Below are 24,608 nucleotides of genomic sequence, written 5' to 3'. Positions count from 1 at the left end.
TCAATTGGGCAAATAATACAGTGACCCATTGATAAAACTTAATTCTACATTATTTCACTTATTGTTTCTCTTCTATACTTAAGTTTATATAAGTACCAACATGGATATAGTATTATAATAAATACAAACTACTATTTTAGCAAATAATTTTTATACCAATAAGGAGATGAGTTCCATTGGAAATAGCTTGGCTAGGACATTCCAGCTTCCTAATAAAAGATTCAAGAAACAGATTAATTTTAACTGACCCCTTTAATGACCAGGTAGGCTATGAAACCTATAAGGGCAATGCCAATTTTGTAACCATAAGCCATTCACACTTTGATCACGCCTATACTGATGAGGTAAAAGGAAATCCTAAAATTATAAATACGCCTGGAAACTATAATTTTGATGATTTAAATATTATAGGCGTGAACTCCTATCATGACAAGCAATTAGGAGCAGTAAGAGGTAAAAATATTATATTTATCATTGAAGTAGATGGCTACAGAATATGCCATCTTGGCGATCTTGGCTACATTTTAAGTGATGAGGAGGTAACTGCCCTTGGAGCTATAGATGTATTATTAGTACCAGTGGGAGGAAATTTTACTATTAATGGCGTGGAAGCTAAAAAACTTTGTGAAAAAATTAATAGTCATTTAATTATACCTATGCACTATAAAACTCCATTATTAAGTTTTCCTATAGATGGAGTGGAAAACTTCATTAGTGCCATAAAAAATGGAGAACGACTTCAAAATAACACATTAAAGCTTGAAAGTAAACTTACTGAAAACAATAATGTTAAGATACTTACTGCAAATTAATTTTCTCCATATTAATTTTATTTATGTTAAGCCTATCAATATACTGTTACCAAAATCAAAATTGGTGACAGCTTTCTAAAATTATATTTGTAACTGGTTAAAAATAATAAGAGCACTATGAAAACCAATTACATGAATCTCATAGTACTCTTTACAATTATTAAAATTTAGTTAGAGAATGCAAGTCCCATAGCGTTTTCATTGGTGGTTGTGGCACTTGAGGCATGGATGGTTAGTTACCAATGCGTCTTACTTAACATTTTATATCTTCGTTAGATATCAACACTGCACCATACAAGCTCTCCCCATGTTCAAGCTCTTTTTTATATCGATAATCCTCTGATTATTTGAACCTCTAAATTTTAAGCTCTCATTTTTTTTATTTATATCAAACTTACCATCTACAAGGACATCGCAGTATTTAAGAAGTCCATCCCAATCTAAGCGTTTATCCTTAGCCTTAAGTATTTGCTCAAAAGTATATCCAGTGTAGACCCAAACACTTTTTCCTTTTTCTTTAACCTTTTTAGCAATATAGGCGAATTTTTCTGCCTGTTCCAAGGGATCTCCACCACTAAAGGTTACCCCTCTAAGAATAGGATTATTTACTATATCTTCCACAATACCATCCATATCTAGTAGCTCTCCACCTTGAAAAGAATGGGTATGGGGATTAAAGCAATGCTTACAATTATGTCTGCATCCTTGAGAAAATAAAACTCTCCTAAGCCCAGGACCATTGCTTAAGCTTTCATAAAGCATTCCTGCAAGTCTAATTTTATTATCACTCATAAAATTCTCTTCCTTTCCCCAATATACTCTATCCGAACCTTAACCCAAAAACCTCTCATTGATACCTTTTATAAATTAACTAATGCCGCTCTGCAATACATCAAATGCAAAGATGTCGTTAATCTCATGTATTTTCTAACTAAACACTTGTAATATCATCATATACAGAGTTACCATTAGCCTGTGAAATTCTATCAGATCTTTCCTCATATTTTCCCTTACCAAATCTCTCATCAAGACTTAAATAGCCTGTAACTCTTGATACTCCCTGTATATCATGACTTCCGCATTCCGTGCACTGTTGTTCGCCATTGTAAAGATAAGTTCCACAGCACTTACAATATCTTATGTGAAAATTAATTCCCATATAACTTATGTTAGTATTTTTATATGCATAATCTATTATATCCTTAATAGTATTACCATCTGGATAATTGTCTAATTCTATATAGCTTATATGTCCTCCATTACACAACTCATGATATGGGGCTTCTATATCTATTTTGTCTTTTATTGATATATTATAACCTACAGGTATGTGATAGCTATTTGTATAGTAATCCTTATCTGTAACTCCTGGTATTATACCAAATACAGCCCTATCCTTAGGAATAAATTTACCACTTAACCCTTCTGCAGGAGTAGCATAGCAGCTCCAATTAAGCTTAGTTTCCCTAGTCAACTTATCTGTATAATCTCTTATATATTTAATTATCCTTATACCAATTTCTCTTGATTTTTCATCTTCACCATGATGTTTTCCTGTCAATGCCACAAGAGCTTCTGCAAGTCCTATAAATCCTACTCCCCAGGTTCCCTGTTTTAATATAGGCTCGATGGAATCCTCTGGTAATAAATTTTCAGAGCCTTTCATAAGTCCCTGGCCCACAACAAAAGGTAAATCCTTAGATCTCAGATGCTTAAGCATGTTATATCTTTCAATAAGGCTATCCTTGGCCAGTTCTAGTCTTACATCCAATGCAGAAAAGAATTTATTCACATCACCTTTGGCAACTATACCTATTCTAGGTAGATTTATAGTTGTTGGTGCTATATTTCCTCTTCCCTTAGTACCTGGTTCTCCATTTACATTAGAACATACATAGGTTCTGCAGCCCATAGTTGCAGGTATAATTCCTTCATCATAGTACTTTTTATTAAAGGTTGCATCAATATTCATAAATGTGGGATTCATTCTCTTTGCTGCCACGTCACAAGCAAGCTTATATAAATAATAATATGGATCCTCTGGTTCTCTATTAACTCCAGCTTTAACTCTAAATATTATATTAGGGAAAATAGGCTGTTCACCTCTTCCAAGTCCCTTTTCATATTCTTTTAAAAATACCTCACATACCAGTGCCGCATCCTTATTATTTGGAATACCTAGATTTATTGATGAAAAAGGTACCTGGGAACCTGCTCTGCTGTGCATAGTATTTAAATTGTATACAATTCCCTGCATAGCCTGTTCTACAGATTTTATTAATTTTTTTTCAGCTATATCATCTATTCTATTTTCATCTATACCAAATTCTCTAAATTCATCTTTAATCTGCTGCCTTGTTGGATCTACAAATTCTCCCATATCATTATCAAAATCCGGATGAGACTGACCACCAAACATATCATTTTGAGTGGACTGAAGTAAAATACATGAAAGCTCAGCTGCAGATTCTATTCTCTTTGGGGGTCTTATATTCCCGTAACCTGTATTAAATCCTTTAAGTAATACCTCCTTTGTAGGTATATGCAAACAATTTACAGTTAAATTGTAGCTATCCAAATCATGATAATACACATCTCCGTTCTCATGAGCTTTAGCAAGCCTTTTAGGCATCTTAGCAAGATTATGCCATTTATTTGACTCACTGGCTATTCTAAGAAGCTTTGAACTAAAATTATTTCCTACGTTGGCATTGTCGCGATCCGTTTCTATGCCTATTTGAGATATTGCCCTCATTAAATCTGATTTTATATCTCTAACCTTAGTTCTTTCTTTTCTATAATTTGAATAGGCAATACCTATCTCCTTATATCCTTTATGTAAAAGAGTACATTCTACCATATTTTGAATTTCTTCTACGGTAACTCTCTGCAAATCCATCTCCTCAAGCTTCCTTATAAGCTCTTGAGTAAGTTCTAAAATCTCACTAATCTTAATACTAATTCCAATCTCCTCTGCCGCACCTTTTATAGCATTGCTAATCTTAATAGAGTTAAACTCTACCTCTCTTCCATCACGTTTCACTACATATAGCATATATTAATCCTCCCGAACACAATATCTTGTACTGAAATATTATACAGTAGGAAAAATTTTATAGCAATTTGTTAATCTACTTTATTCATATAAAAATTCTTTTTATAGCATCCTAGCTTCAAAATCTTCGCTTTTTTATAGGAAACTGATTGTTGATATTTATGAAGATGCCTAAATAATATTGCTAATACTGACATAACTGAATGTAAACCTGAAATTACATTTAAAAATAGTTGCTTACAAAAGCAGTCTTACTATAAATCAAATTTAAGTGACATACTTCTAAAACCAAATCACAATAAAAATACTATGGAAATCAAATTATCTTAATACGATATCATGTACGTTGTTACTTGGTCAAATAATATCCATTAAGTCTGTACCTAAAATAATGTAAAATTGGATATATTATTAATTTAATTACCTAAGTTTAAAAACTTTAAAGATTGAAATAATTATTTTAATTTTCAATTGTAAGAAAATTGCGAATTCCACAGAACAGTAGTTGTGTGGAATTCGCAAAAATAGTGTAAAGCCCTGGTACATAAGGCTTTACACTATTTTTTCCTTCTTTAAAAAACAAATTTTCAAAAATTAATTCCACATAATATAATAACATAATACATTATGTGGAATTATCTAAAAATTATATATTGATGATTTCAATATATAAATCTATAAATATTATATTGAAATACTCTTTTAAATAAATTTACATTTCTTTTATCTTCTCTTCAAGTATATCCCTTGCCATCTTGGGATTTGCCTTACCCTTACTTTGCTTCATAACCTGACCTACAAGGTATCCTACCGCCTGAGTTTTTCCAGCCTTGTAATCACTTACTGACTGTGGATTTGCATTTAACACTGCAACAGCTATTTCTGAAATAGCACCTGTATCACTTATTTGTGATAGTCCCTTTTCCTTTACAATGTCTTCAGGGTGCTTACCTGTTTTAAACATATCCTCAAAAACACTTTTTGCAGAAGTTACACTTAATTTCTTATCAGCAACCATTTTTAAAAGGGCAGCAAAATCTTCCTTCTTCACAGGAATATCTTTAAGCTCAAGTTCCTGTTCTTTTATTAGTCTTAGCATATCTGAAAGCATCCAGTTTGATACACTTTTTGCATCAGCACCAAGTTTAATAACATCCTCATAGTATTCTGAAAAATGTTTGTCAGACACCAAAATTTCTACTTCCTTTTCTGAAAGTCCATACTCTTTAATGAATCTTTCTTTTCTATCCTCTGGAAGTTCCGGCATATCCTCTTTAACTTTTTCAATTATCTCATCTTTAATTACTATAGGTATTATATCTGGTTCTGGGAAATATCTGTAATCGTTGGCATCTTCTTTACTTCTCATTGTTACAGTTCTTCCTTTACCAGAATCCCATCTTCTTGTTTCCTGAACTATCCTATGTGCTTCACCAAAATCATATAGTTCCTTTTGACGTTTTTCTTCTTTTTCAAGTGCCTTTTGAAGCTCTCTAAAAGAGTTTATATTCTTTATTTCTACTTTAGTGTTGTATTCCTCTTGGCCAACCTCTCTAAGGGATATGTTTGCATCACATCTTAAAGAACCCTGTTCCATTCTACAATCAGATATACCACCATACTCAAGAATTGCCTTTAATGTTCTTAAGAAAGTCACTGCCTCCTGCGGTGATCGCATATCAGGCTCTGTAACTATTTCTATAAGTGGAACCCCTACACGATTGTAGTCTATAAGAGAAAATGGTTCATATTCTAAATGTACAAGCTTTCCCGCGTCCTCTTCTATGTGTATTCTATTTAGCCTTACAGACCTCTCACCCTTTTCAGTCTCAATCTCCACATGACCAGGTCCACATATAGGTAAATCAAGTTGGGATATCTGATAAGCCTTAGGAAGATCCGGATAAAAATAATTTTTTCTATCCATTTTATTTAATTTATTTATTTTACAATTCAATGCTGTTCCGGCTTTCACAGCCAAATTAACTACTTCTTCATTTAGAACAGGTAGTGTTCCTGGAAGTCCCATACATATTGGGCATGTATTTTCATTAGGCCTTGCTCCAAATTTAGTGGAACAATTACAGAATATCTTTGTTTTTGTATTAAGCTCTGCATGTATTTCTAATCCTATTATAGTTTCGTAACTCATAATAATGCAGCAGTATCGCTGCTTGCCCCCTTTCTATTTGAGAGTATCAGACTCTGAGAACCCTAGTGTCTGACCCCCATCAATGTTCTATTTTAACGCACAATTTTTCAATTCAAATCCACCATTTTTTAAAGCTTCTTCAAGTGCTAAGGCAGCTTTGAATATTTTCTTTTCTCCAAAATGTGGTCCTAGAAGCTGTACTCCTATTGGTAGACCTTCTTTACTCTGTGCACAAGGCATGGATATTCCAGGAATACCTGCAAGATTTATATTTACAGTATAAATATCTGCAAGGTACATTTCCAGTGGATTACCCTTCTTTTCACCACATTTAAACGGAAGAACTGGTGATACTGGACTTACTATTATATCATATTTAGAAAATACTTCTTTAAACTGTTCTTTCACCTTTTTCTTAAGCTTTAAAGCTCTCTTATAATAAGCATCATAGTATCCTGAAGATAGTGCATAAGTACCAAGCATTATCCTTCTCTTAACTTCTTCTCCAAAGCCTTCATTTCTGCTTTTTTCCATTAAATCATATACATCTTCATAGTCTTTAGCTCTATGACCATATCTTATCCCATCAAATCTAGATAAATTTGAACTGGCCTCTGCTGAGGATATGATATAATAAGCTGAAAGACCTTCCTTTGTAATAGGTAATGATATTTCTTCTACCTCAGCGCCTAGTGCTTTAAACTTTTCAATGCTATTTTTTACAGCTGCTTTTATTTCTTCATCTAAACCTTCACCTAAGAATTCTTTTGGTACACCAACCTTCATACCTTTTATACCATCTTCTATTCCATTTAGGTAGTCAGTATCTCCAATCTCTTTAGAACTGGTATTATCCAGCGGGTCTGTTCCTGCTATAACTTCAAGAGTAAGTGCACAATCTCTAATATTATTTGAAAAAGGCCCTATTTGATCCAGTGAAGATCCAAAGGCTATAAGTCCAAATCTGGATACAAGACCATAAGTAGGCTTTAGTCCAACAACTCCACAGAAGGCTGCTGGCTGCCTTATAGATCCGCCTGTATCAGAACCTAAAGATATTGGTGCAAGCTCTGCTCCTACAGCTGCAGCTGAACCACCTGAAGATCCGCCTGGCACTCTTTCCAGATCATAAGGATTTTTAGTAGTTTTAAAGGCTGAGTTTTCAGTGGAGGATCCCATAGCAAACTCATCCATATTGGTTTTTCCTATTATAACTGCATCCTGTTCCTTTAATTTCTTTATAACGGTGGCATCATAAGGTGGTATAAAATCCTCCAGCATCGTTGATGCACAAGTAGTTTTCACACCATCTGTACATATGTTATCCTTTATTGCAATGGGAACCCCTGCTAGTTTACCTACTTTTTCACCCTTTGCTATTCTTTCATCTATGCTTTTGGCTTCTTTAATAGCATTCTCTTCACAAAGCGTTAGGTATGAATTTACCTCTCCGTCAAACTTTTTTATTCTATCAAAATAAAATTTAACTACTTCTTCTGATGTAAAAACTTTTTCTCTTATTCCATCCCTCAATTGTTCCACGGACATCTTTTCTATATCCAAAGCTTTCCCTCCTAATCTCATTAGCCTTATTGAATTTACTCTATTATCTTAGGAACTTCAATTGCTCCATCTCTAAGACTCTTTACATTCTGCATAAGCTTTTTCTTATCTTCAAATACCTCTGGAATATCTTTTCTAAATTCTGTATTAACTTCATCAAATTCGTTTAAGTCCACATCATTTAAATCCAGATTATCTATAGTTTTAAAATGAGTAAGTATGGCTTCAAATTCTTTGGCTATTTTTAAAGTTTCTTCTTCTGTAAAACCTAATTTTGCCAACTTAGCAATGTGTTTAACCTCTTCAACACTTACATGTTCCACTTAAATTCACTCCTTCTATCAAATATTAAATCATACTAAATTATTTATTCTGCATTACACTATATATCCACAATAGAAAGTTAAGAGTTGATAGTGACTGAAAATTCACCTTATTGATATTTGAACTTTTATTAACTTTCCACTATCCACTTTCAACTTTCCACTAAGAAAAGAGTTGCTTTGCCCTTTTCTTTAAGGTGTTATTCTCTTCATATCTCTTGGTAGTAGTGATGCTTCTCTGATATTATCTAAACCTAGTATTTTCATAGTAAGTCTTTCAAGACCTATAGCAAGCCCACCATGAGGCGGCATCCCATATCTAAAGTTTTCAGTATAGAATTCAAACTCTTCTGTTTTGAAGCCCATCTTAGCAATATTTGCAACTAGTGCTTCATAATCGTGTATTCTCTGTCCTCCAGTGGTTATTTCAAGTCCTTTGTATATAAGATCAAAGCTCTTAGTAGCTCCTTCTATCTCATCATCAGGCATTGTATACATTGGTCTTTTAGCAGCTGGATATTTTGTTAAGAATACAAAATCACTATCATATTCTTTCTTTATGTATTCCGAAAATAATTTTTCTCCTTCATTATCAATATTGCCCTTTGGAGATCTCTTTCCATATTCCTTAAGAAGTATTTCCTGTGCATCAAATAATGGAATTCTAGGAATCTTAACTTCATCTGGAAGTTCAATGTTATAAAGCTTTAATTCACTTTCGCATTCTTTTTTAATATATTTAAATAGATAGTTTATAAAGCCTTCTTCTAAATCCATTATTTCAAATTCATCTTCTATAAAGCCCATTTCAAGGTCTAAGCTTACGTATTCATTTAAATGCCTGTAAGTATTATGGAGTTCCGCCCTGTAAGCATGACCTATTTCAAATATTCTTTCAAAACCTGAGCCAACCATCATCTGTTTATAGAATTGTGGACTTTGTGCAAGAAAAGCTCTGTGATCAAAATAGTTAACCGTAAATACTTCACTTCCACCTTCCGTTCCCGATGCAAGTATCTTTGGTGTATATACTTCAGTAAAATTTCTTGCCTTTAAATAATCTTTAAAAGCATCAGCTATCTTCTCCTGCACTTTAAATACGGCAGTTATCTTTGGCGCTCTTAAGCTTATTGTTCTATGGTCAAGCTGTGTTTCTAAAGCAGCCTTAATCTTTCCAGCATTTATTGCAAAGGGAAGCTTATCATAATAAGTTTTTCCAAGTACCTTTAATTCATCCACCTGAACTTCTATTCCCTCTGGTGCTTTTTCATTTTTGACCTTTTTTCCCTTTACTGCTATGCACATTTCAAGTCTTAGCTTAGCATCAAGACTCTCATCAATAACAATTTGTACTATTCCTGTCTTGTCTCTAAGCTTTACAAAACTTATTTTTCCCAAATCATATATTTTGTGCACCCATCCCTTTAATTCTACTTCAGTTCCATCAGCTAAAGCAGCTACATCTTTTACATAAATATTTTTCATTAAAATAACCTCCTATGTATAAATTTTTACATACAATATACGTCTAAACTATCAATGAATCTTACTTGGTGGGAATTTGTACTCCCACCAAGTTTAGATGAATTATCCAGCGACTAGTCATCGGATAAAAACCTTTTCTAGTTTAATTTATTGCTTTACAAATAAATAAAACCCGCTCCATATCTTTCGATATAGGAACGGGTTAAAACTTCGCGGTACCATCCTACTTAACATATAAAATGTTCACTTTTACAGGTACAGATGAATTCAAAATATCAATACCCTGTCTTTTTAACGGTAGACAACCGTTTAAGCCTACTAGCTCACATAGCTTTCAGTTAACTGTTCAAGGATGTTCTTCCATATAATTTTCATATCAGATTTCCAGCACCTCTGACTCTCTACAAATCCAATTATATATACTCTTCCTATCGTCACCATTTTCACATTCTATATTATATAACCTTATGTAAATTAATACAATACTTTTAGGAATAATAATATTAATATGTGAATATATCAATATTATTATTCCCAACTTTGCAATTATACAAATCCATTCCATTTTAACCACATAATTTTGATAATTTGATAAACAAATTTCTGAGCATCAGTATTTTTAGTATTTAGAAATCATTGACCTTTAGGATAAATCGTTATTCAGGAACGTAGACACTCTTTACTCCCACTTTGAAGAAAAGCAGAGAACCAAAATCTTAGATTTTGTGCAAATCACTTTTACAGCGTGCAGTAGGAATATTAGAGTAGATAGTCATGGGATAAAATTCAGTAAAGTATTTTTTGTATATTAAGGGATATTTTTTTCAGTATCTTCTCCACATATTCTTCATCTTCGCCCTCAGCTTGTACACTGCATAAAGGTTCATCTAAATCTGGTAATATAATCACCCAGCACTTTGGAAAACTTATTCGTACTCCTTCTATTAAATCCAAATAATTAAAGTCACCATTTTCTATAATATTTCTCATAACCTTACCCTTCATTTCCCAAGGACATTTTACCTTCATAACCTTATTATGATATTGTGGTGCCGTTTCTGTCAGTCCTGATAAGGTCATATTAAATTCAGCCATTAAATTTAATATTAATGATAACATACTAACTGAATCTATAGTAGATAAATATGAAACTAATATTTCTTTTTCATTTTTATCTTTTTCATTTTTTATATACTCACTTACTATATTTCTATGATCAATCTTAGTTATTATAAATTTTGCATTATACATATTAGCTATCTTTTCTACAGAATGAGTAACATCTACAGCTACAGCAAGGGTTTTGAATTTAAAAGTATTTAGAATTATCAGAGCTTTAAGTACATCCTTAAAACTATTTTCCATAATTTTACCTTTTTCATCTATTAAAACATAATTATCAGCTTCATCTGAAATCCATATTCCAAGCGAAGCATGAGATTTTTTTACTTCCTCACTAAGTTCTCCTAAATCACTGCTATCTTTCATTACTACAGTATCTACCTTAATTTCATTGAACATATTTATCAGCTGCCACTTAATAATCCTATTTTTTGTTATAAATACTATCTTATATTTATTATTTATTATTTTTTCTCTATTTAATTTATCTAATATATTTTTAATATAATGCTTAGTACAGTCCTCCATAGTCACTATAGATTTAAAATTATCCATTTTCACTCTTCTAAAATCTTCTCTTACAAAATTACTTTCTATTTTCCTCTTCATATTCTTGCTTATATCAAGTCCATCTTTATCTATAAAAACTATAACAGCTCTTTCGTTATTATCTTTATCAACATATATATGAACTGCTCCACTGAATCCTCTTGAAACTGTTATAATCCTGGTTGCTTCTAATGTACTTTTATTTAGATCATATACCTGGATTCCCATAGATATAAGTCCTGTAGCTAAAGAAAACTTCAGCATTTGAGCTGATCCCTCATCACTACAGCTTATTATTATTTTAGAATTAGAATTCAGTATAGATCCATAGGCAGAACTTAATTTTAACACAAACTCTGGAGTAATATTTACATTTATATTTCCTCTTATGCCTTTACTGCTAAAAAAGCTCCTTTCAATTTTACGATTCCAAATCAAATTTTCCCTTATGACTTCTCCGTTTCCTATAGACTTATTTGGCCAAATTTTTACTTTTGGTTTTATTATAGATCTCTCTCCTATAATACTTTCATCCCCTATTACAGCCTCTTCGAACATGGAAACACCATTTTCAAGCTGTACCTTATCACATATTAAAGAAGCTCTAATTTCTGTATTTTCACCTATATAAGAATTATTAAATATTATGCTTTTTTTTATTGTACTTCCAGAGGATATAATATTATTTTTACCTATGACAGTATAAGGTCCTATTTCCACTCCATCATATACATTTGAATTGTCCCCTATATATACAGGGGGCTTTATATTCACATTAGGACTTAAAGTACAATTATTACCTATCCATATACCCTTCTTATATTCTTCGCCCTTTATGTTTACGTTTACACGACCCATAAGCACATCATAATTACATTGCATAAATTGATTGATATTCCCTATATCACACCAATAAAAATTAGAATTATAGCCATACATAGATACATTTTTCTCCATAAGTATCGGAAATAAATCATTACTAAAATCAAAACTTTTGTCTTTATCATCAATGAATCTTACTTGGTGTGACTTTGTACTCCCACCAAGTTTAGATGAATTATCCAGGGACGTATCGCTGTTATCTCCACCTTTGGAAGGTGGAGTATTACAGCGGCGACTAGTCATCGGATAAAACTTAAATATTTCTGGCTCCAGCACATAAATACCTGTATTTACTTTATCACTAAAAACTTCTCTCCAATTTGGTTTTTCTAAAAATCCAGTGATTTTGCCTTCTTTATCTGTAACAACTACTCCATATTCTAATGGAGCACTGACTTCTTTCAATATCAAAGTAGCCACAGCCTTTTTATCTTTATGATATTTTAATGCCTCTATTAAATTTACATCCGTTATAGCATCTCCGCTGATAACTATAAAAGTTTCATCAAGGAAGTCCTCTGCATTTTTGACACTACCTGCTGTCCCTAGAGGACTAGCTTCTATAAAATATTTCAGATTAACGCCAAACTCACTTCCATCACCAAAATAATCTATAATTGAATCCGGTAGATACTGAAGAGTAATTCCTATATCTTTTATTCCACTATTTTTTAAAAGCTCCAGGGAATACTGCATTACAGGTTTTCCCATTATAGGCATCATTGGTTTTGGTCTGCTGCAAGTTAATGGTCTAAGTCTAGTGCCTTTTCCTCCTGCCATAATAATTGCTTTCATAAAATCACATCCTAATTATAATTATAGATTTTAAAAATGCTAGAATTTTAGTATGCTATTTTAATTAATTTTATCTCACAATAAAAAAATTATCAAATATTCTTAAAATTTTTATTTTTAAGAATACATGTCCTAATAATATAAATGCTTTAATTTACATTATTATTCATAAAATATTACAATAAAACTAAAGGAGACTGCATTTTGCAGTCTCCCTTATCCATTTTTTAAATTATTTTAAGACAATACCTATCTATTCAACGGTTATAGCATTAACCGGACAGCTATCAGCTGCTTCCTTTGCAGCGTCTGATGAAGATTCTGGAACACTTTCAACAATTTCTTCAGCTTTTCCATCATCATCCATCTGAAACACCTCTGGAGCAACTGAGGGACATAGACCACAACCTATACAGGTATCTTTATCAACATGCGCTTTCATAATAATTACCGTTAAACAAAACTTATTTGTAAAATCTTTATTCATTAAGATTTTATCATTTGAAAAACTGGACTAGATTATTTATAGAACTGATAATCTATCAGCATTTCTTTAGTTCTGCTAACAGCTTCACCATCCTTTACAATATATTTAAAATCACGTATATATTGTTTCCAAACATAAGGCTAATGATACTTATTATATAATTTTTTCTACAAGTATTTTATACTCATTACTACTACTTATATATTTTTCTGCGGTACCTCTTTCTAAACTTTCAACTAAATCTAAATTTATAGGCATTTCAGCTAAAAGAGGAACACCTAAATATCGGGCTTGTTCTTCAGCTGTTTTTTTGCTGAATACCCTTATTTTATCACCACAATTATTACATTTTATATAGGACATATTCTCTACTACTCCTACTATTGGAATATTCATTTTCTCTATCATTATAACTACCTTTTTCACTATCATAGAAACCATATCCTGTGGTGTAGAAACTACAATCATAGATTTTACTGGCATAGTTTGCATAACTGTTAGAGCTATATCACCAGTTCCAGGAGGCATATCTATAAGAAGATAATCAAGTTCTCCCCATTCTGTATCAGTATACATTTGGCTTAAAGCTCCCGTTATTACAGGTCCCCTCCAAATTACAGGTTCATCTTCACTCTCTATAAGCAGATTAAGAGATATTAATTTTATTCCCATTTCCGTTTCTACCGGTATAAATTTAACCTCTGTTTCAGTCATAGGAATCATTTTTGCCCTTTCTTTATTTACTCCGAAAAATCTTGGCATTGAAGGCCCTGTTACATCCCCATCTAAAACTCCTACCTTGTAACCTGCCTTTCTTAGTTCTGCAGCAATCAATCCAGTCACAGTGGATTTTCCAACGCCGCCCTTGCCACTTATAATTCCTATTATATTTTTTATATTGCCATATTTAGGCATAACCTTATCATTTTTACTATTACATTTGTCTTTATCCCCAGTGCTGCAATTTTCATTGCTGGCACAGCTATCACAGTTACTCATTAAAAAATTCCTCCTATTGGAAAAAGTTTATTTAACTTTACTTCGGCAAATAAATATGTTAATCAACACCTACAAATATTACTTGTCTAATTTAGGTTTATTCTAGTCAAAAATCGCTGCTCTTTTTATCACTAATATTTATATTCCAACCATTTTTATATCTGGCTATAACATAATATTCCTTTGTCTCTTTAGTTGTATTATCATAAAAATCAACTATACTTTTATATATTGAATCGTAACTTATATTATTGTATCTATATTCATCTGCATATCCAGCTGCTTTATATCCAGTCGTAGTAATCGTTTCTTTTACATCACAAGCATCATTGGAATTTTTAAGCAGTTTTACATTGGAAGGCAGTGATTTTTGAAAATCATCTAAATCACTGGAAAATATATATTTGGCTACTTCTACATCATCATTTATATTTATACCTATAGATTTATTGTTATTTTTAGTATCAGCTCTATATTTATCAATACACTGATTTATAAATGTATAATAGAGTTTATTAAAATCCTTAGGAGTTCTTAAATCTTGAAAATTATTTAATATATCGTTATCAATTCTATTGGGAACTATATAATATTTATCTTTAGAATATAAATTTCCACCATCTTTTTTATCTAAACCCACTACGTAATCAAACTGCTGATAAACTTTATTAGAGTCCTCATATAGACTAAAAATATAATCTGGGTCAAGAGAAGTCTTGCTATTTACAGGTTTAGCATCTGATAAAATATCATATAATTCTGAAATGGCAACAGGATTTGTTACTACAAATTTATATCCACTGTCTCTACTATTCTGTATAACTACTTTTTTTACTTTTCCTTGTTTTATATACTGAAAATCTTTATTTTTTAAACCCAATTTAACCTTTGCTGAATCAATTTGATTACAGCTAGAAAGTAAACTGGCTATTATTACAAATATCCCTATTAGCAATAAACTCTTTTTTCTCACCAAAACCTCTCCCTTACAGAACATCCCTTTCTAGATAACATTCATTAAATCCACTTAAGGCACATTTCAAATAAATAACTAGTCAGTATGCTAGTCTATTCTGAATCTTACTATTTATTTTCATATACTTAATAGATATTATTTATTATACGTCTTATATTAATTGTAATCAAGAATAAAGGACCTTAGTTTTATGTATTCTATATGAATTATATTTGGAAATTTTATTGTTATTTATAGTCTTATTCACCACATTACTACATCATCATTTATGTACATTAACAAATTAATATAATAAGCTTACTTATGAATACTGTATCCCCATGTAAGAGTCAATTCATACAAGTAAGCTTTATTAAAATAATTATTCATATTTTATAGTTTCAACTATTGCTTTAAATACAGCTGGCATATTACCGTTAAGCTTGTCACTTTCTACATAAAAAGAAAACCTCACAAAAATATTATCATATTTTATAAAATATTCAAAGGCATTATAAGTTTTATCAGCTGCCTTGGTTTTATAAGTAACCAGATAACCTTTATTATTATTTATGCTTATATCGGATATCTTAAAATCTTCTGCACTATTTTGAATTTCCGACATTACTTTACTGTTTTGCAAGAAACTTTTCAAGTCATTTTGTAAATTCCATATTTGAACATATCCATGAATACTATTATCCTGTGAATTAAAATTATTATGATATAATATTTCTCCCCCTGCAAAATCTTCTCGACTTGTTGTCCACTTTGCTGGAAGCTTATAAGTTATTTTATGTTCTGATGCATAGTATTCCTTTAATGCTCCTAGATTATTTTGAATAAAGGCTGTTGTTCTTATTCTATTATCTAAGTTTATCCCTACAGAAAATAGAACTACCATAAGACCCATAACTACAAATATCACACCCATCTTTTTTCTGTCTACAATAAATATCTTCATATAAATACCCCCTTTATTAATAATTTTATTTAGTATGTATGCATATTAAAAATGAAGACGGCATAAATAAAATTCACAGGATAGATATCCATTTTATTTATACCGACTATAAGCTTACACATTTCACTTGTTCACAGGAATTACTATTACTGACTTTCTGAAATCATAGAACAATAGCCAATATCCCATATTTCCGTATTTACCCTTATGATTCTTTCCCTGAACCCAGCTTACAAATCCAAATTTTCCTCCAAAAGGCTGATCATAATGAGCCTTTGTACCAGGTATTCCATACACTATATATTTCACCTTTCCATCTTTATCATATTTGTATCCAAATAAATAGTGGCCATGTCTTATTATATATGGAAAGTAGCTTATCATAGGATAATATAATATAGTATACCTGTTGTAACTTGAAGCTTTATACATATCCTCTATAGATTTTACTGGTATATTATACCATTGACTTTTGCTAAGATCTTGAAAATCATCATTCCATTGCTGCAAATTCTTTGTTAGCCCTTGAAAAAATTTTGCTGACTTTGTTTTTGGATCATCATTTGATTTTTGATTATTATCGAATTGTATTTTCTCATTATTATTAACATTAGTATAGTTATTAGAATTAATATCATTATTTAAATTGTTATTAACACCAGTATTATTATTAAGATTAATATTATCCTTCGAAACAATGCTATTATAAAAACTTCCTAGGTTATTACTTAATACATCTCTTTCTTCTGATATATTATCTTCTTCATTTTGGTTAATATTGTATCCTAATTCATTATTATTAATTTCTGTATCATCTATGTCTTCTAATCTTTGTTTGTAACTATTTGATTTATATTTAAGTTCTTTATTTGCATTATTATTTGGCTTCTGTTCAACTTTAAATCCTTTAGTTCCTTGATTTTCTATTTTTGTATTTACTTTATTAGGAACACTGCTTTTGTTAGGTTCACTAATCTTATTAGATTCACCAACTTTATTGACTTGACCACTCTTATTGGGTTCACCAACTTTATTGGGTTGACTAGCCTTATTAGGTTCGCTAACTTTATTTGGTTGGCTGGCCTTATTAGGTTCATTGATCTTATTTGGTTGGCTAACCTTGTTATCCTTGTTATCTTTCTTGTCTTTGTTATCCTTATTACCTTTTTCAATTATAGGCTTTATTTTTGAGTTAGCCTTGTTGTCTTTGTTTGACTCATGCTTCCAATGCTTATGCTTCTTAAAATTTCTAATGTCATCACTATTTTCTCCATTTGAATCTTGTAAATTTTCTTCCTTATCATCTAATTCTTCTGAGGATCTAATTCCTATTGGTTCATTTATATCTGTATGTTCCTCACCATTCTGAGACATTTCCTCCCTGTATCTTTCACGTTCCTCAAACTGCTCTTTTGAATCTTCTTCCTTAATTTTTTCTATTCTTTTTTCATACTCATCGAAACTTCTATCTTTATTATCATCAATGCTAGTATCTTTTATTTCACTTTCTTCTTTATCTCTTTTCTGAACATTATCTATTAAAGTATATTTTTTCCAATCTCCCGGAATATCTGTAACCGAAAATCCATTTAATACACTTATGACATTTCTATCAACAGATCTAATTACTGCGGCTCCAGAAATTTTATCTACCGACACACCACTAGCTGCAATGTTTTCAGGAGTAAACTCCCTACTTACTTCTGCTCTTCCAGTATTGTCTATATTTAATTCACCAAGCTTAACTAATTTCTTTTCATCTTTCTTATCACAAATAAGTAATATATAATATGGCTTCATTTCTTTTTTCAGGTTTTGAACATAAAATGAAACTTTACATTTATTGTTCCTTACCTCTAATTTGGCATAACCGGTTGGTGCTTTATCTGATGCTAATCCATAGCCTTTTTCATCTTCTTGAAGTATTATGAAATATCTACTATATTTTTTTTTCTGACTCAACCTCTTTATCCCCCCGCAATATTTATACAATATAATATATGAGAGAAATAACTAAAAATGAACAAATAAAAAAAAATGCTAGGCATTTTTTATTTATCAATAAAAATATATCTGGCATTTCAAGTAAATATATGTTTTTATATTTATTAACTTGCTAAATTATCAATAAAACTTACCTAGTATTAATTCCCACTCTCACTAAGCTTAAGGCATGTTCAAAAAATAAACTAGCCAGTATGCTAGCCTATTTTAAATTCTATTATATCAGCTAATCATGAAATAAATAACATTAGATAATTTTGCAAACTCTTCAATAGAAAGAGTCTCTCCTCTTCTTTTAGAATCTATTCCAGCCTCTAAAAAGGCGCTTTCCAATTTTTCTTTACTTAATTTTAATTGTTTAAGTGCATTCCAAAGAGTCTTTCTCCTCATATTGAAAGCATTTCTTATTATAGTCATCTTTTACTTCTACCCTAGGTTTATTTAACTTATCTAATTTTATTACTATGGATTCAACCTTAGGCTGAGGAATAAAAGAAGTAGGTAAAACCTTTCTTATTATTTCCGTATCACAATAATACTGTACAAGCAGTGATAAAGCACCGTATTCCTTACAATTTGGCTTCGCAGCTATTCTCTCTGCCACTTCCTTTTGTATCATTATAGTGAGAGATTTAAAAATATATCCTCCGGTCAATAATCTAGATATTATTGGCGTAGTAACATAGTAGGGCAAATTAGCTACTAATTTAACAGACTTCTCATGAGCCATTATTTCATTGAAATCTACTTTAAGTGCATCTTTATGTATTAATGTAAAATTATCATATTCTTTTAATTCCTGTTCTAATATAGGTAAAAGGTCACCATCCAGCTCAATTGCACACACAGCCTTTGCTGCAATTAACAGCTGTTTTGTAAGTGTTCCAACCCCAGGCCCAATTTCAATTACAAAGTCTTCTTTTGAAACTTCCGCTCCTACTACTATATCCTTTAAAACTGTATCATCAATTAAAAAATTTTGACCTAAACTTTTAGTAAATTTAAAACCATATTTTTTTACTATCTCTTTTGTATTAACAATTCCCAACCTCTATTTCATCTCCTTTTCTGCTTTTCTTACAGCTTCTACAAGTTCTTCTTTGCTTATTCCAAAATTATTTAATCTTGTTAAAAATTGAGCTGAATTGGCATATCCAATGCCTAATTGTCTTCCTACTGCATCTCTTCTATCCTTTGCCCTAATATCTACTGTAAGTTTAAAAAATATCATATCTTGAATATTAAAATTTTCAACTTTCTCTTTATTTTCGCATTTTGCATTTTTAAGAGCTCTTATTATTGCTTTTGGCTCTGCATTCTCAACTCCAATATCATCAGCCTTAGTTCCTTCCTTTTGTGTAATTCGAGCATGCTTTACACCTTTTACTCTTTTTGTTATTATTCTTCGTATCTTTTCTCCAGCAAAATCCGGATCTGTAAACACAATTACTCCTCTTCTTTTTTGTGCATCTATTATTTTATCAATAACTGCTTTATTTATTCCAAAGCCTCCTACAGCTATAACATCAGCTTCTACAGCTCTCTTTATGGCAGAAATATCATCTCTTCCCTCCACAACAATTACTTCCTTAATCATTTTACAATTCCTCCAAATATCCTTAGAACATTATTCTAATTATATAGCTTAATCTATACAAAAAGAAATGACAAGTTAAATATAGTATTTTCTACTATATCTACTCCTTTAGTTTTTAGATTGACCGGCTAAACCATATCTATTATACCCAAATAAGATCTTTTCCCTCAACACTTAAGCTTTTTTGAACAAACCTATTTAGCAAACAGGTTTGTTCTTAATACAACAAAAAAAATAAGGAGCCTTAAGCCCCTATTTCAAAACATACACATCTACTGGTCTAACTCCCCAGTTATCACATTCTGTCTCGCTTGTAAAAAATAAATCTACTCGGTTTCCCTTTATTGCACCACCTGTATCTTCAGCTATTCCATAGCCATAACCTGGTACATAAAGCTTTGTTCCCAAAGGTATAACTCTAGGATCAACAGCTATAGAGCTGTATCCATTAACATCTCTTTTAACTCTCGTTCCAGAAGCAGTTATTCCAAAACTAAGATCTGCGGTATAAGCAGTAGCCTTTGCATTGATTTTACTCTTATAAACCGTTTTACTTCCACGATTTACATTTATAACGCCAAGAGTTCCTTCTTTAATAACAGCTTTTACAGGTTCACTTTTTACTACCTCACTTATTATATTTCGTGAGACTTCCTTACCATCTTCATAAGTAACATTACTTACTACTTCTTTAGAACCAGCTACTCCTTGCTGGATAACCTGTTTTTCATCATTTCCCATAGTATTATCTTTTTGAATTACTGTTTCAAAATCTATGGGCTTTGCCTCTGTAATCTGCTGAGTAGTAACTCTTGTCACTGCAACTTTCATATCAGCCTTAATGGCTTCATTTTCTGAAGGCTTTACCTTATCTAAATCACCTAACTTTATACCTTCTGATTTCAGCATATCCTTTACTGAGTTTTCTGCAGATTTAATTTTTAAATTTTTACCATCTACAAGCATTTCTAAACCTACTGCTCTTTTTATATATATCTCTTGTCCATTTTTCACTTTTGTGTCTACACTAGGTTCAACCTTATCCTTAGGTTCTATTCTAATATTATTTTGCTCTAAAACATCTTTTACAGTACTCTTGTATGATGTAACTTTTTTTACATCACCATTAAGAGATAATGTTATAACTTTTCTCATGCTTCTTGCATATATGGCAACACTTAATATTATAATTACCATAACTAGAGCTATAATAGAACCCTTTGAAAAATAACTGCTAAAATTAAACAAATTATCCTTCAATTTTTTAAACATGTTAATCCCCCCTCTAGCAAGAATCTTTAACATTATAACTATAAGTTTCACACAATGTCAAATTATCTGCCATAATTAGTCAAAATCAGAAAATACAGTATTGTATTTATCAATATAAATGTATAATAGCCATAATTTAGTAATTTACTGATTTTACTATAGGAGATTAATAACTAGGTTAATTCCTTTATTAAATTATATGAACACATATAGCAAAATAGTACTATTAAAGTCAAATCTATCTAAATACTTATTGACACTTGAATAAACATATTCCTAAGCACCAGGTGGAGTTTTTATGACCTATGATGATTAGAAATCGTTATCCAAGGACATAGCCGTTCTAATCTCTTACTTTCAAGAAAAGCAGAGAACCAAAATCTTGGATTTTGTGTGAATGGCTTTCATGGAATATGATAGACGATTAGATCGGGTAGTCATCAGATAAATTAAAACTTTAAATACTATTTTATACTAATATTGTATTTTAAACAAATTTTTAGTATTTAGTATAGTTTGATTTTTTACATTTATTGGAATATCCCTCCTAATTTCAGCTATTTTCTCTGCAATATATTCTATATAATCAGATCTGTTCCTTTTTCCCCTATTAGGTTCTGGTGACATATAGGGACAATCAGTTTCAAGGAGCATTCTATCTAAGGGTATTTCCTTTGCAACCTCTACTATTTTTTTAGCATTTTTGAAAGTCACAACTCCAGTGAAACCAATATAATACCCCAATTTAATACATTCTCTTGCCATTTCTACACTTCCTGCAAAACAATGTACTACCCCCTTTACCTTAGGAAATTGTTTTATTATCTCCAGCGTGTCTCCATGGGCATCTCTATCATGAATAACTACCGGAAGTTCAAGTTCCTGCGCAAGTTCCATCTGCCTTATAAATGCTGCCTTTTGGATCTCTCTAGCTGGATTTTCTTCATAATGATAATCAAGCCCTATTTCACCTATAGCTTTCACCTTTGAATTTCTAGCAAGTTCTTTAAGTTCCTCTATGGTTTCATCATTTACAATATCCGCAAACTCTGGATGAATACCCACCGCTGCATAAAAGAAATCATATTTATCTGCTAATTTTACAGAATCTCTAGCCCCCTCTAATGAAGCTCCACAATTTAGCACTCCTATAATCTCATTTTTTTTAAGTTCTTCTATAACCTTATCCCTATCTTCATTAAAGGCCTCATCATCATAATGTGCATGTGAATCAAAAATCATATATTTTTCTCCTTTTTAACTATATTAGGTTTATCAACTCATATTCTTCATTACCCAGTCCTATTTCTTGTCCATGATCCAATCCTGTTTTCCAATTAGTATTATCATGTATGTGACCAAATTTATCTTCTCCTTCATGATAGTGAATATCATCTAATATAGACCCATTTATCTTTGGTGCATTATTTACCATATCTACACAGGCTTTATCTAATGCCACAGGATCAAAGGAGGCTGCAATTCCAAGGTCAGGTACTATTGCCATGTCATTATTATCCCAGCAATCACAGTTAGGAGATACATTCATAATAAAATTAATATGAAAATTGGGTTTATCTTTTACTACTGCATAAGCATATTCAGCAATTTTCTCATTTGCAGTATCAGCAGATTCATTCCACACAACCTGTGCGGCATCAAACTGACAAATTGCTACGCATTGTCCGCATCCCACGCACTTCTCATAATCAATAGTAGCCTTTTTGTTTTCATCAAAGCTTATGGCTTCTTGTGCACAATTTTTAATACACATTCCACAGGCTACACAATTATCCTTTTGTATTTTAGGCTGTGATGCAGAATGCATTTCTAATTTTCCACCTCTTGAACCGGAACCCATTCCAAGATTTTTAAGAGCACCTCCAAAACCAGTCATCTCATGCCCTTTAAAATGATTCATAGAAATAATAATATCGGCATCTGTTATTGCAGTACCTATTTTAGCAGTCTTACAATGCTTTTGATTTATTTCAACTTCAGTATAATCTGTTCCCTTAAGACCATCTGCAATTATAACATTGCAGCCTACCACCATTGGATTAAAGCCATGCTTCATTGCTGTATCAAGATGATCCAAAGCATTAGCTCTTTTACCGGAATAAAGTGTGTTAGCATCAGTTAAAAATGGTTTTCCACCTAATTCTTTAATTACTTCTACAACCTTTGCTGCATAATTTGGTCTTATGTATGCAAGATTTCCTATTTCTCCAAAATGAATTTTTATAGCTGCAAATTTATCTTTAAAATCTATATCCTTAATTCCAGCCTTAACCATCAATTTTTCTAGTTTATCTAATAAATTAGCGCCTGGTTTTGTTCTCAAATTTGTAAAATATACTTTAGATTTTTCCATTTAATATCATCTCCATAACAAATTTTGATAGATTAATTCTAAACATAATCCTCATTAAAATATATTATACCTCGTAATTTAAAAGTGCTTCAATTGTTTTTTTATTACAATTAAGTTCATAATCCTAATTATTAGTTTCTATATAACTTTAGACATTATACTTTCTACAATACTTAATTTTATCCATGAGCAATCTATGATAATATGGATAACTTTTAACTTACAGCATACAAAGGTAATTCTAAATGTAATGCTAATAATTTATTTACTAACTCTTCCTATAATTTGAATAAATGCCTACTTAATAGGCATAATATATGTAAGAAGGTCATCAAAGTGATTTTCATATTAGTTATTCAGGAGGTTTTTTTAATGTTAGGAAATGTTAAATGGTTTAACGCTCAAAAAGGGTATGGCTTCATTACTACCGAAGATGGAAAGGATGTATTTGTTCATTATTCAGGTATTGAAGAATCAGGATTCAAGAGTCTTGAAGAAGGCGAAAAGGTTGAATTCGACTTAACCCAAGGTCAAAAGGGCGATCAAGCCGTTAATGTAAAAAAAGCATAGATTGAAAAGTAATTTTTCATAATAAAACTTACTTGGTAAATTTATTAGAAGCGTACAAGAAATTTTTCTATGTACGCTTTTTAATTTATAAAAATATATTTAAGCTGATTTTTTATTATGATTAATCTTTTAATAAACTGTTTAAACTTAATTAAACTACTTAAAGCTCATAACTAAACTAATTAATAAAATATTTCTCTTTTGCCTTTCTTCAATAACGATAGCTGCTGCCACCAATATAGTCTATTTTTTCTGAATAAGCCATATAAAGCATATAAATACAACCTATAGGATAAATTACTATGGATAGAACAATCCATAGCTTCTTTATATTAAATGAATTATAAAATTCTGTAAACCATACTATCATGAGAACTATATTGACTATTGGTATCATAAGTAATAACCCATACCACCCACTTCTATCTATAATATTTAAAAATACTATAATCTGAAGAAAAGGGGTGAAAGCTAACCATTGATTTCTTACATTTGCTTTCTCACACAGCTTGCACCAAGCTATAGAGAATATTATGTAATTTATAATTTCAATTATTACAGCAGGCTTTGAAGTCATTAAATAAAATATGTTATACATAGTATGTACCGACCTCCATTGACCAGAAATTTTATCTATATAATTAATAT

General features: G+C 31.1%; 19 protein-coding genes, 1 pseudogene and 1 other annotated feature. Of the genes and pseudogenes, 2 read left to right on the top strand and 18 right to left on the bottom strand.

Annotation, left to right across the window (positions count from 1 at the left end; all coding sequences use genetic code 11):
* The first annotated feature begins 176 nt into the window (after positions 1-176).
* Positions 177-812 carry an MBL fold metallo-hydrolase gene (locus CLOPA_RS01325; protein WP_015613662.1) on the top strand — a complete coding sequence of 212 codons (636 nt, stop codon included), beginning with the start codon at positions 177-179 and terminating at the stop codon, positions 810-812.
* Positions 813-1,091: 279 nt separating this feature from the next.
* Here CLOPA_RS01325 and nrdG read toward each other — a convergent pair whose 3' ends face one another.
* The 17 genes and pseudogenes from nrdG to CLOPA_RS01235 form a co-directional block, all read right to left on the bottom strand.
* On the bottom strand, positions 1,092-1,604 hold the full coding sequence (gene nrdG, locus CLOPA_RS01320) for an anaerobic ribonucleoside-triphosphate reductase activating protein (RefSeq protein ID WP_015613661.1): 513 nt from the start codon (positions 1,602-1,604) through the stop codon (positions 1,092-1,094).
* A 139-nt stretch (positions 1,605-1,743) separates the two neighbouring features.
* Positions 1,744-3,867, bottom strand: a complete 2,124-nt coding sequence (nrdD, locus tag CLOPA_RS01315; protein WP_015613660.1) for an anaerobic ribonucleoside-triphosphate reductase — start codon at positions 3,865-3,867, stop codon at positions 1,744-1,746.
* A 712-nt stretch (positions 3,868-4,579) separates the two neighbouring features.
* Positions 4,580-6,019 carry an Asp-tRNA(Asn)/Glu-tRNA(Gln) amidotransferase subunit GatB gene (gene gatB / locus CLOPA_RS01310; protein ID WP_015613659.1) on the bottom strand — a complete coding sequence of 480 codons (1,440 nt, stop codon included), beginning with the start codon at positions 6,017-6,019 and terminating at the stop codon, positions 4,580-4,582.
* A gap of 87 nt (positions 6,020-6,106) precedes the next feature.
* Complete coding sequence (gene gatA, locus CLOPA_RS01305) at positions 6,107-7,603, bottom strand: Asp-tRNA(Asn)/Glu-tRNA(Gln) amidotransferase subunit GatA (protein ID WP_431602562.1); 1,497 nt, start codon at positions 7,601-7,603, stop codon at positions 6,107-6,109.
* A gap of 14 nt (positions 7,604-7,617) precedes the next feature.
* Positions 7,618-7,905, bottom strand: a complete 288-nt coding sequence (gene gatC, locus CLOPA_RS01300) for an Asp-tRNA(Asn)/Glu-tRNA(Gln) amidotransferase subunit GatC (RefSeq protein WP_015613657.1) — start codon at positions 7,903-7,905, stop codon at positions 7,618-7,620.
* Between the two features lie 192 nt (positions 7,906-8,097).
* A complete protein-coding gene (aspS, locus tag CLOPA_RS01295) occupies positions 8,098-9,390 on the bottom strand; it encodes an aspartate--tRNA(Asn) ligase (protein ID WP_015613656.1) in 1,293 nt (430 codons plus the stop codon).
* Between the two features lie 190 nt (positions 9,391-9,580).
* Positions 9,581-9,834: a binding site (T-box leader), on the bottom strand.
* A 342-nt stretch (positions 9,835-10,176) separates the two neighbouring features.
* Positions 10,177-12,738 carry a sugar phosphate nucleotidyltransferase gene (locus CLOPA_RS01285; protein ID WP_015613655.1) on the bottom strand — a complete coding sequence of 854 codons (2,562 nt, stop codon included), beginning with the start codon at positions 12,736-12,738 and terminating at the stop codon, positions 10,177-10,179.
* Between the two features lie 253 nt (positions 12,739-12,991).
* Positions 12,992-13,180 (bottom strand): ferredoxin, encoded by a 189-nt coding sequence (locus CLOPA_RS01280; RefSeq protein ID WP_041711102.1) that lies wholly within the window; start codon positions 13,178-13,180, stop codon positions 12,992-12,994.
* A gap of 198 nt (positions 13,181-13,378) precedes the next feature.
* On the bottom strand, positions 13,379-14,224 hold the full coding sequence (locus CLOPA_RS01275; RefSeq protein WP_015613653.1) for an Mrp/NBP35 family ATP-binding protein: 846 nt from the start codon (positions 14,222-14,224) through the stop codon (positions 13,379-13,381).
* A 106-nt stretch (positions 14,225-14,330) separates the two neighbouring features.
* Positions 14,331-15,197 carry a hypothetical protein gene (locus CLOPA_RS01270; protein WP_015613652.1) on the bottom strand — a complete coding sequence of 289 codons (867 nt, stop codon included), beginning with the start codon at positions 15,195-15,197 and terminating at the stop codon, positions 14,331-14,333.
* A gap of 364 nt (positions 15,198-15,561) precedes the next feature.
* Positions 15,562-16,143: a PsbP-related protein gene (locus CLOPA_RS01265; RefSeq protein WP_015613651.1), complete on the bottom strand. Its 582-nt coding sequence runs from the start codon at positions 16,141-16,143 to the stop codon at positions 15,562-15,564.
* 123 nt (positions 16,144-16,266) lie between these two features.
* The gene (locus CLOPA_RS01260; protein WP_015613650.1) at positions 16,267-18,105 is read right to left on the bottom strand and encodes a hypothetical protein; all 1,839 of its coding nucleotides are present in this window, start codon (positions 18,103-18,105) and stop codon (positions 16,267-16,269) included.
* A 264-nt stretch (positions 18,106-18,369) separates the two neighbouring features.
* Positions 18,370-19,195, bottom strand: a pseudogene (rsmA, locus tag CLOPA_RS01255) (16S rRNA (adenine(1518)-N(6)/adenine(1519)-N(6))-dimethyltransferase RsmA).
* A 3-nt stretch (positions 19,196-19,198) separates the two neighbouring features.
* The gene (gene rnmV / locus CLOPA_RS01250) at positions 19,199-19,744 is read right to left on the bottom strand and encodes a ribonuclease M5 (RefSeq protein ID WP_015613649.1); all 546 of its coding nucleotides are present in this window, start codon (positions 19,742-19,744) and stop codon (positions 19,199-19,201) included.
* A 252-nt stretch (positions 19,745-19,996) separates the two neighbouring features.
* The gene (locus CLOPA_RS01245; protein ID WP_015613648.1) at positions 19,997-21,016 is read right to left on the bottom strand and encodes a 3D domain-containing protein; all 1,020 of its coding nucleotides are present in this window, start codon (positions 21,014-21,016) and stop codon (positions 19,997-19,999) included.
* Between the two features lie 474 nt (positions 21,017-21,490).
* On the bottom strand, positions 21,491-22,258 hold the full coding sequence (locus CLOPA_RS01240) for a TatD family hydrolase (RefSeq protein ID WP_015613647.1): 768 nt from the start codon (positions 22,256-22,258) through the stop codon (positions 21,491-21,493).
* A 19-nt stretch (positions 22,259-22,277) separates the two neighbouring features.
* Complete coding sequence (locus tag CLOPA_RS01235) at positions 22,278-23,390, bottom strand: DUF362 domain-containing protein (RefSeq protein ID WP_015613646.1); 1,113 nt, start codon at positions 23,388-23,390, stop codon at positions 22,278-22,280.
* Positions 23,391-23,762: 372 nt separating this feature from the next.
* Here CLOPA_RS01235 and CLOPA_RS01230 point away from each other — a divergent pair, with 372 nt between their 5' ends.
* Positions 23,763-23,960, top strand: coding sequence for a cold-shock protein (locus CLOPA_RS01230; protein ID WP_015613645.1), 198 nt, complete (start codon positions 23,763-23,765; stop codon positions 23,958-23,960).
* Positions 23,961-24,171: 211 nt separating this feature from the next.
* Here CLOPA_RS01230 and CLOPA_RS01225 read toward each other — a convergent pair whose 3' ends face one another.
* Positions 24,172-24,558: a DUF5684 domain-containing protein gene (locus tag CLOPA_RS01225; protein ID WP_015613644.1), complete on the bottom strand. Its 387-nt coding sequence runs from the start codon at positions 24,556-24,558 to the stop codon at positions 24,172-24,174.
* Positions 24,559-24,608: the final 50 nt, after the last annotated feature.

It is taken from the genome of Clostridium pasteurianum BC1 (assembly GCF_000389635.1).
Lineage (GTDB): Bacteria > Bacillota > Clostridia > Clostridiales > Clostridiaceae > Clostridium_I > Clostridium_I pasteurianum_A.
The sequence above is the reverse complement of the archived record's forward strand: the minus strand, read 5'-3'. Positions and strand labels throughout refer to the sequence as shown.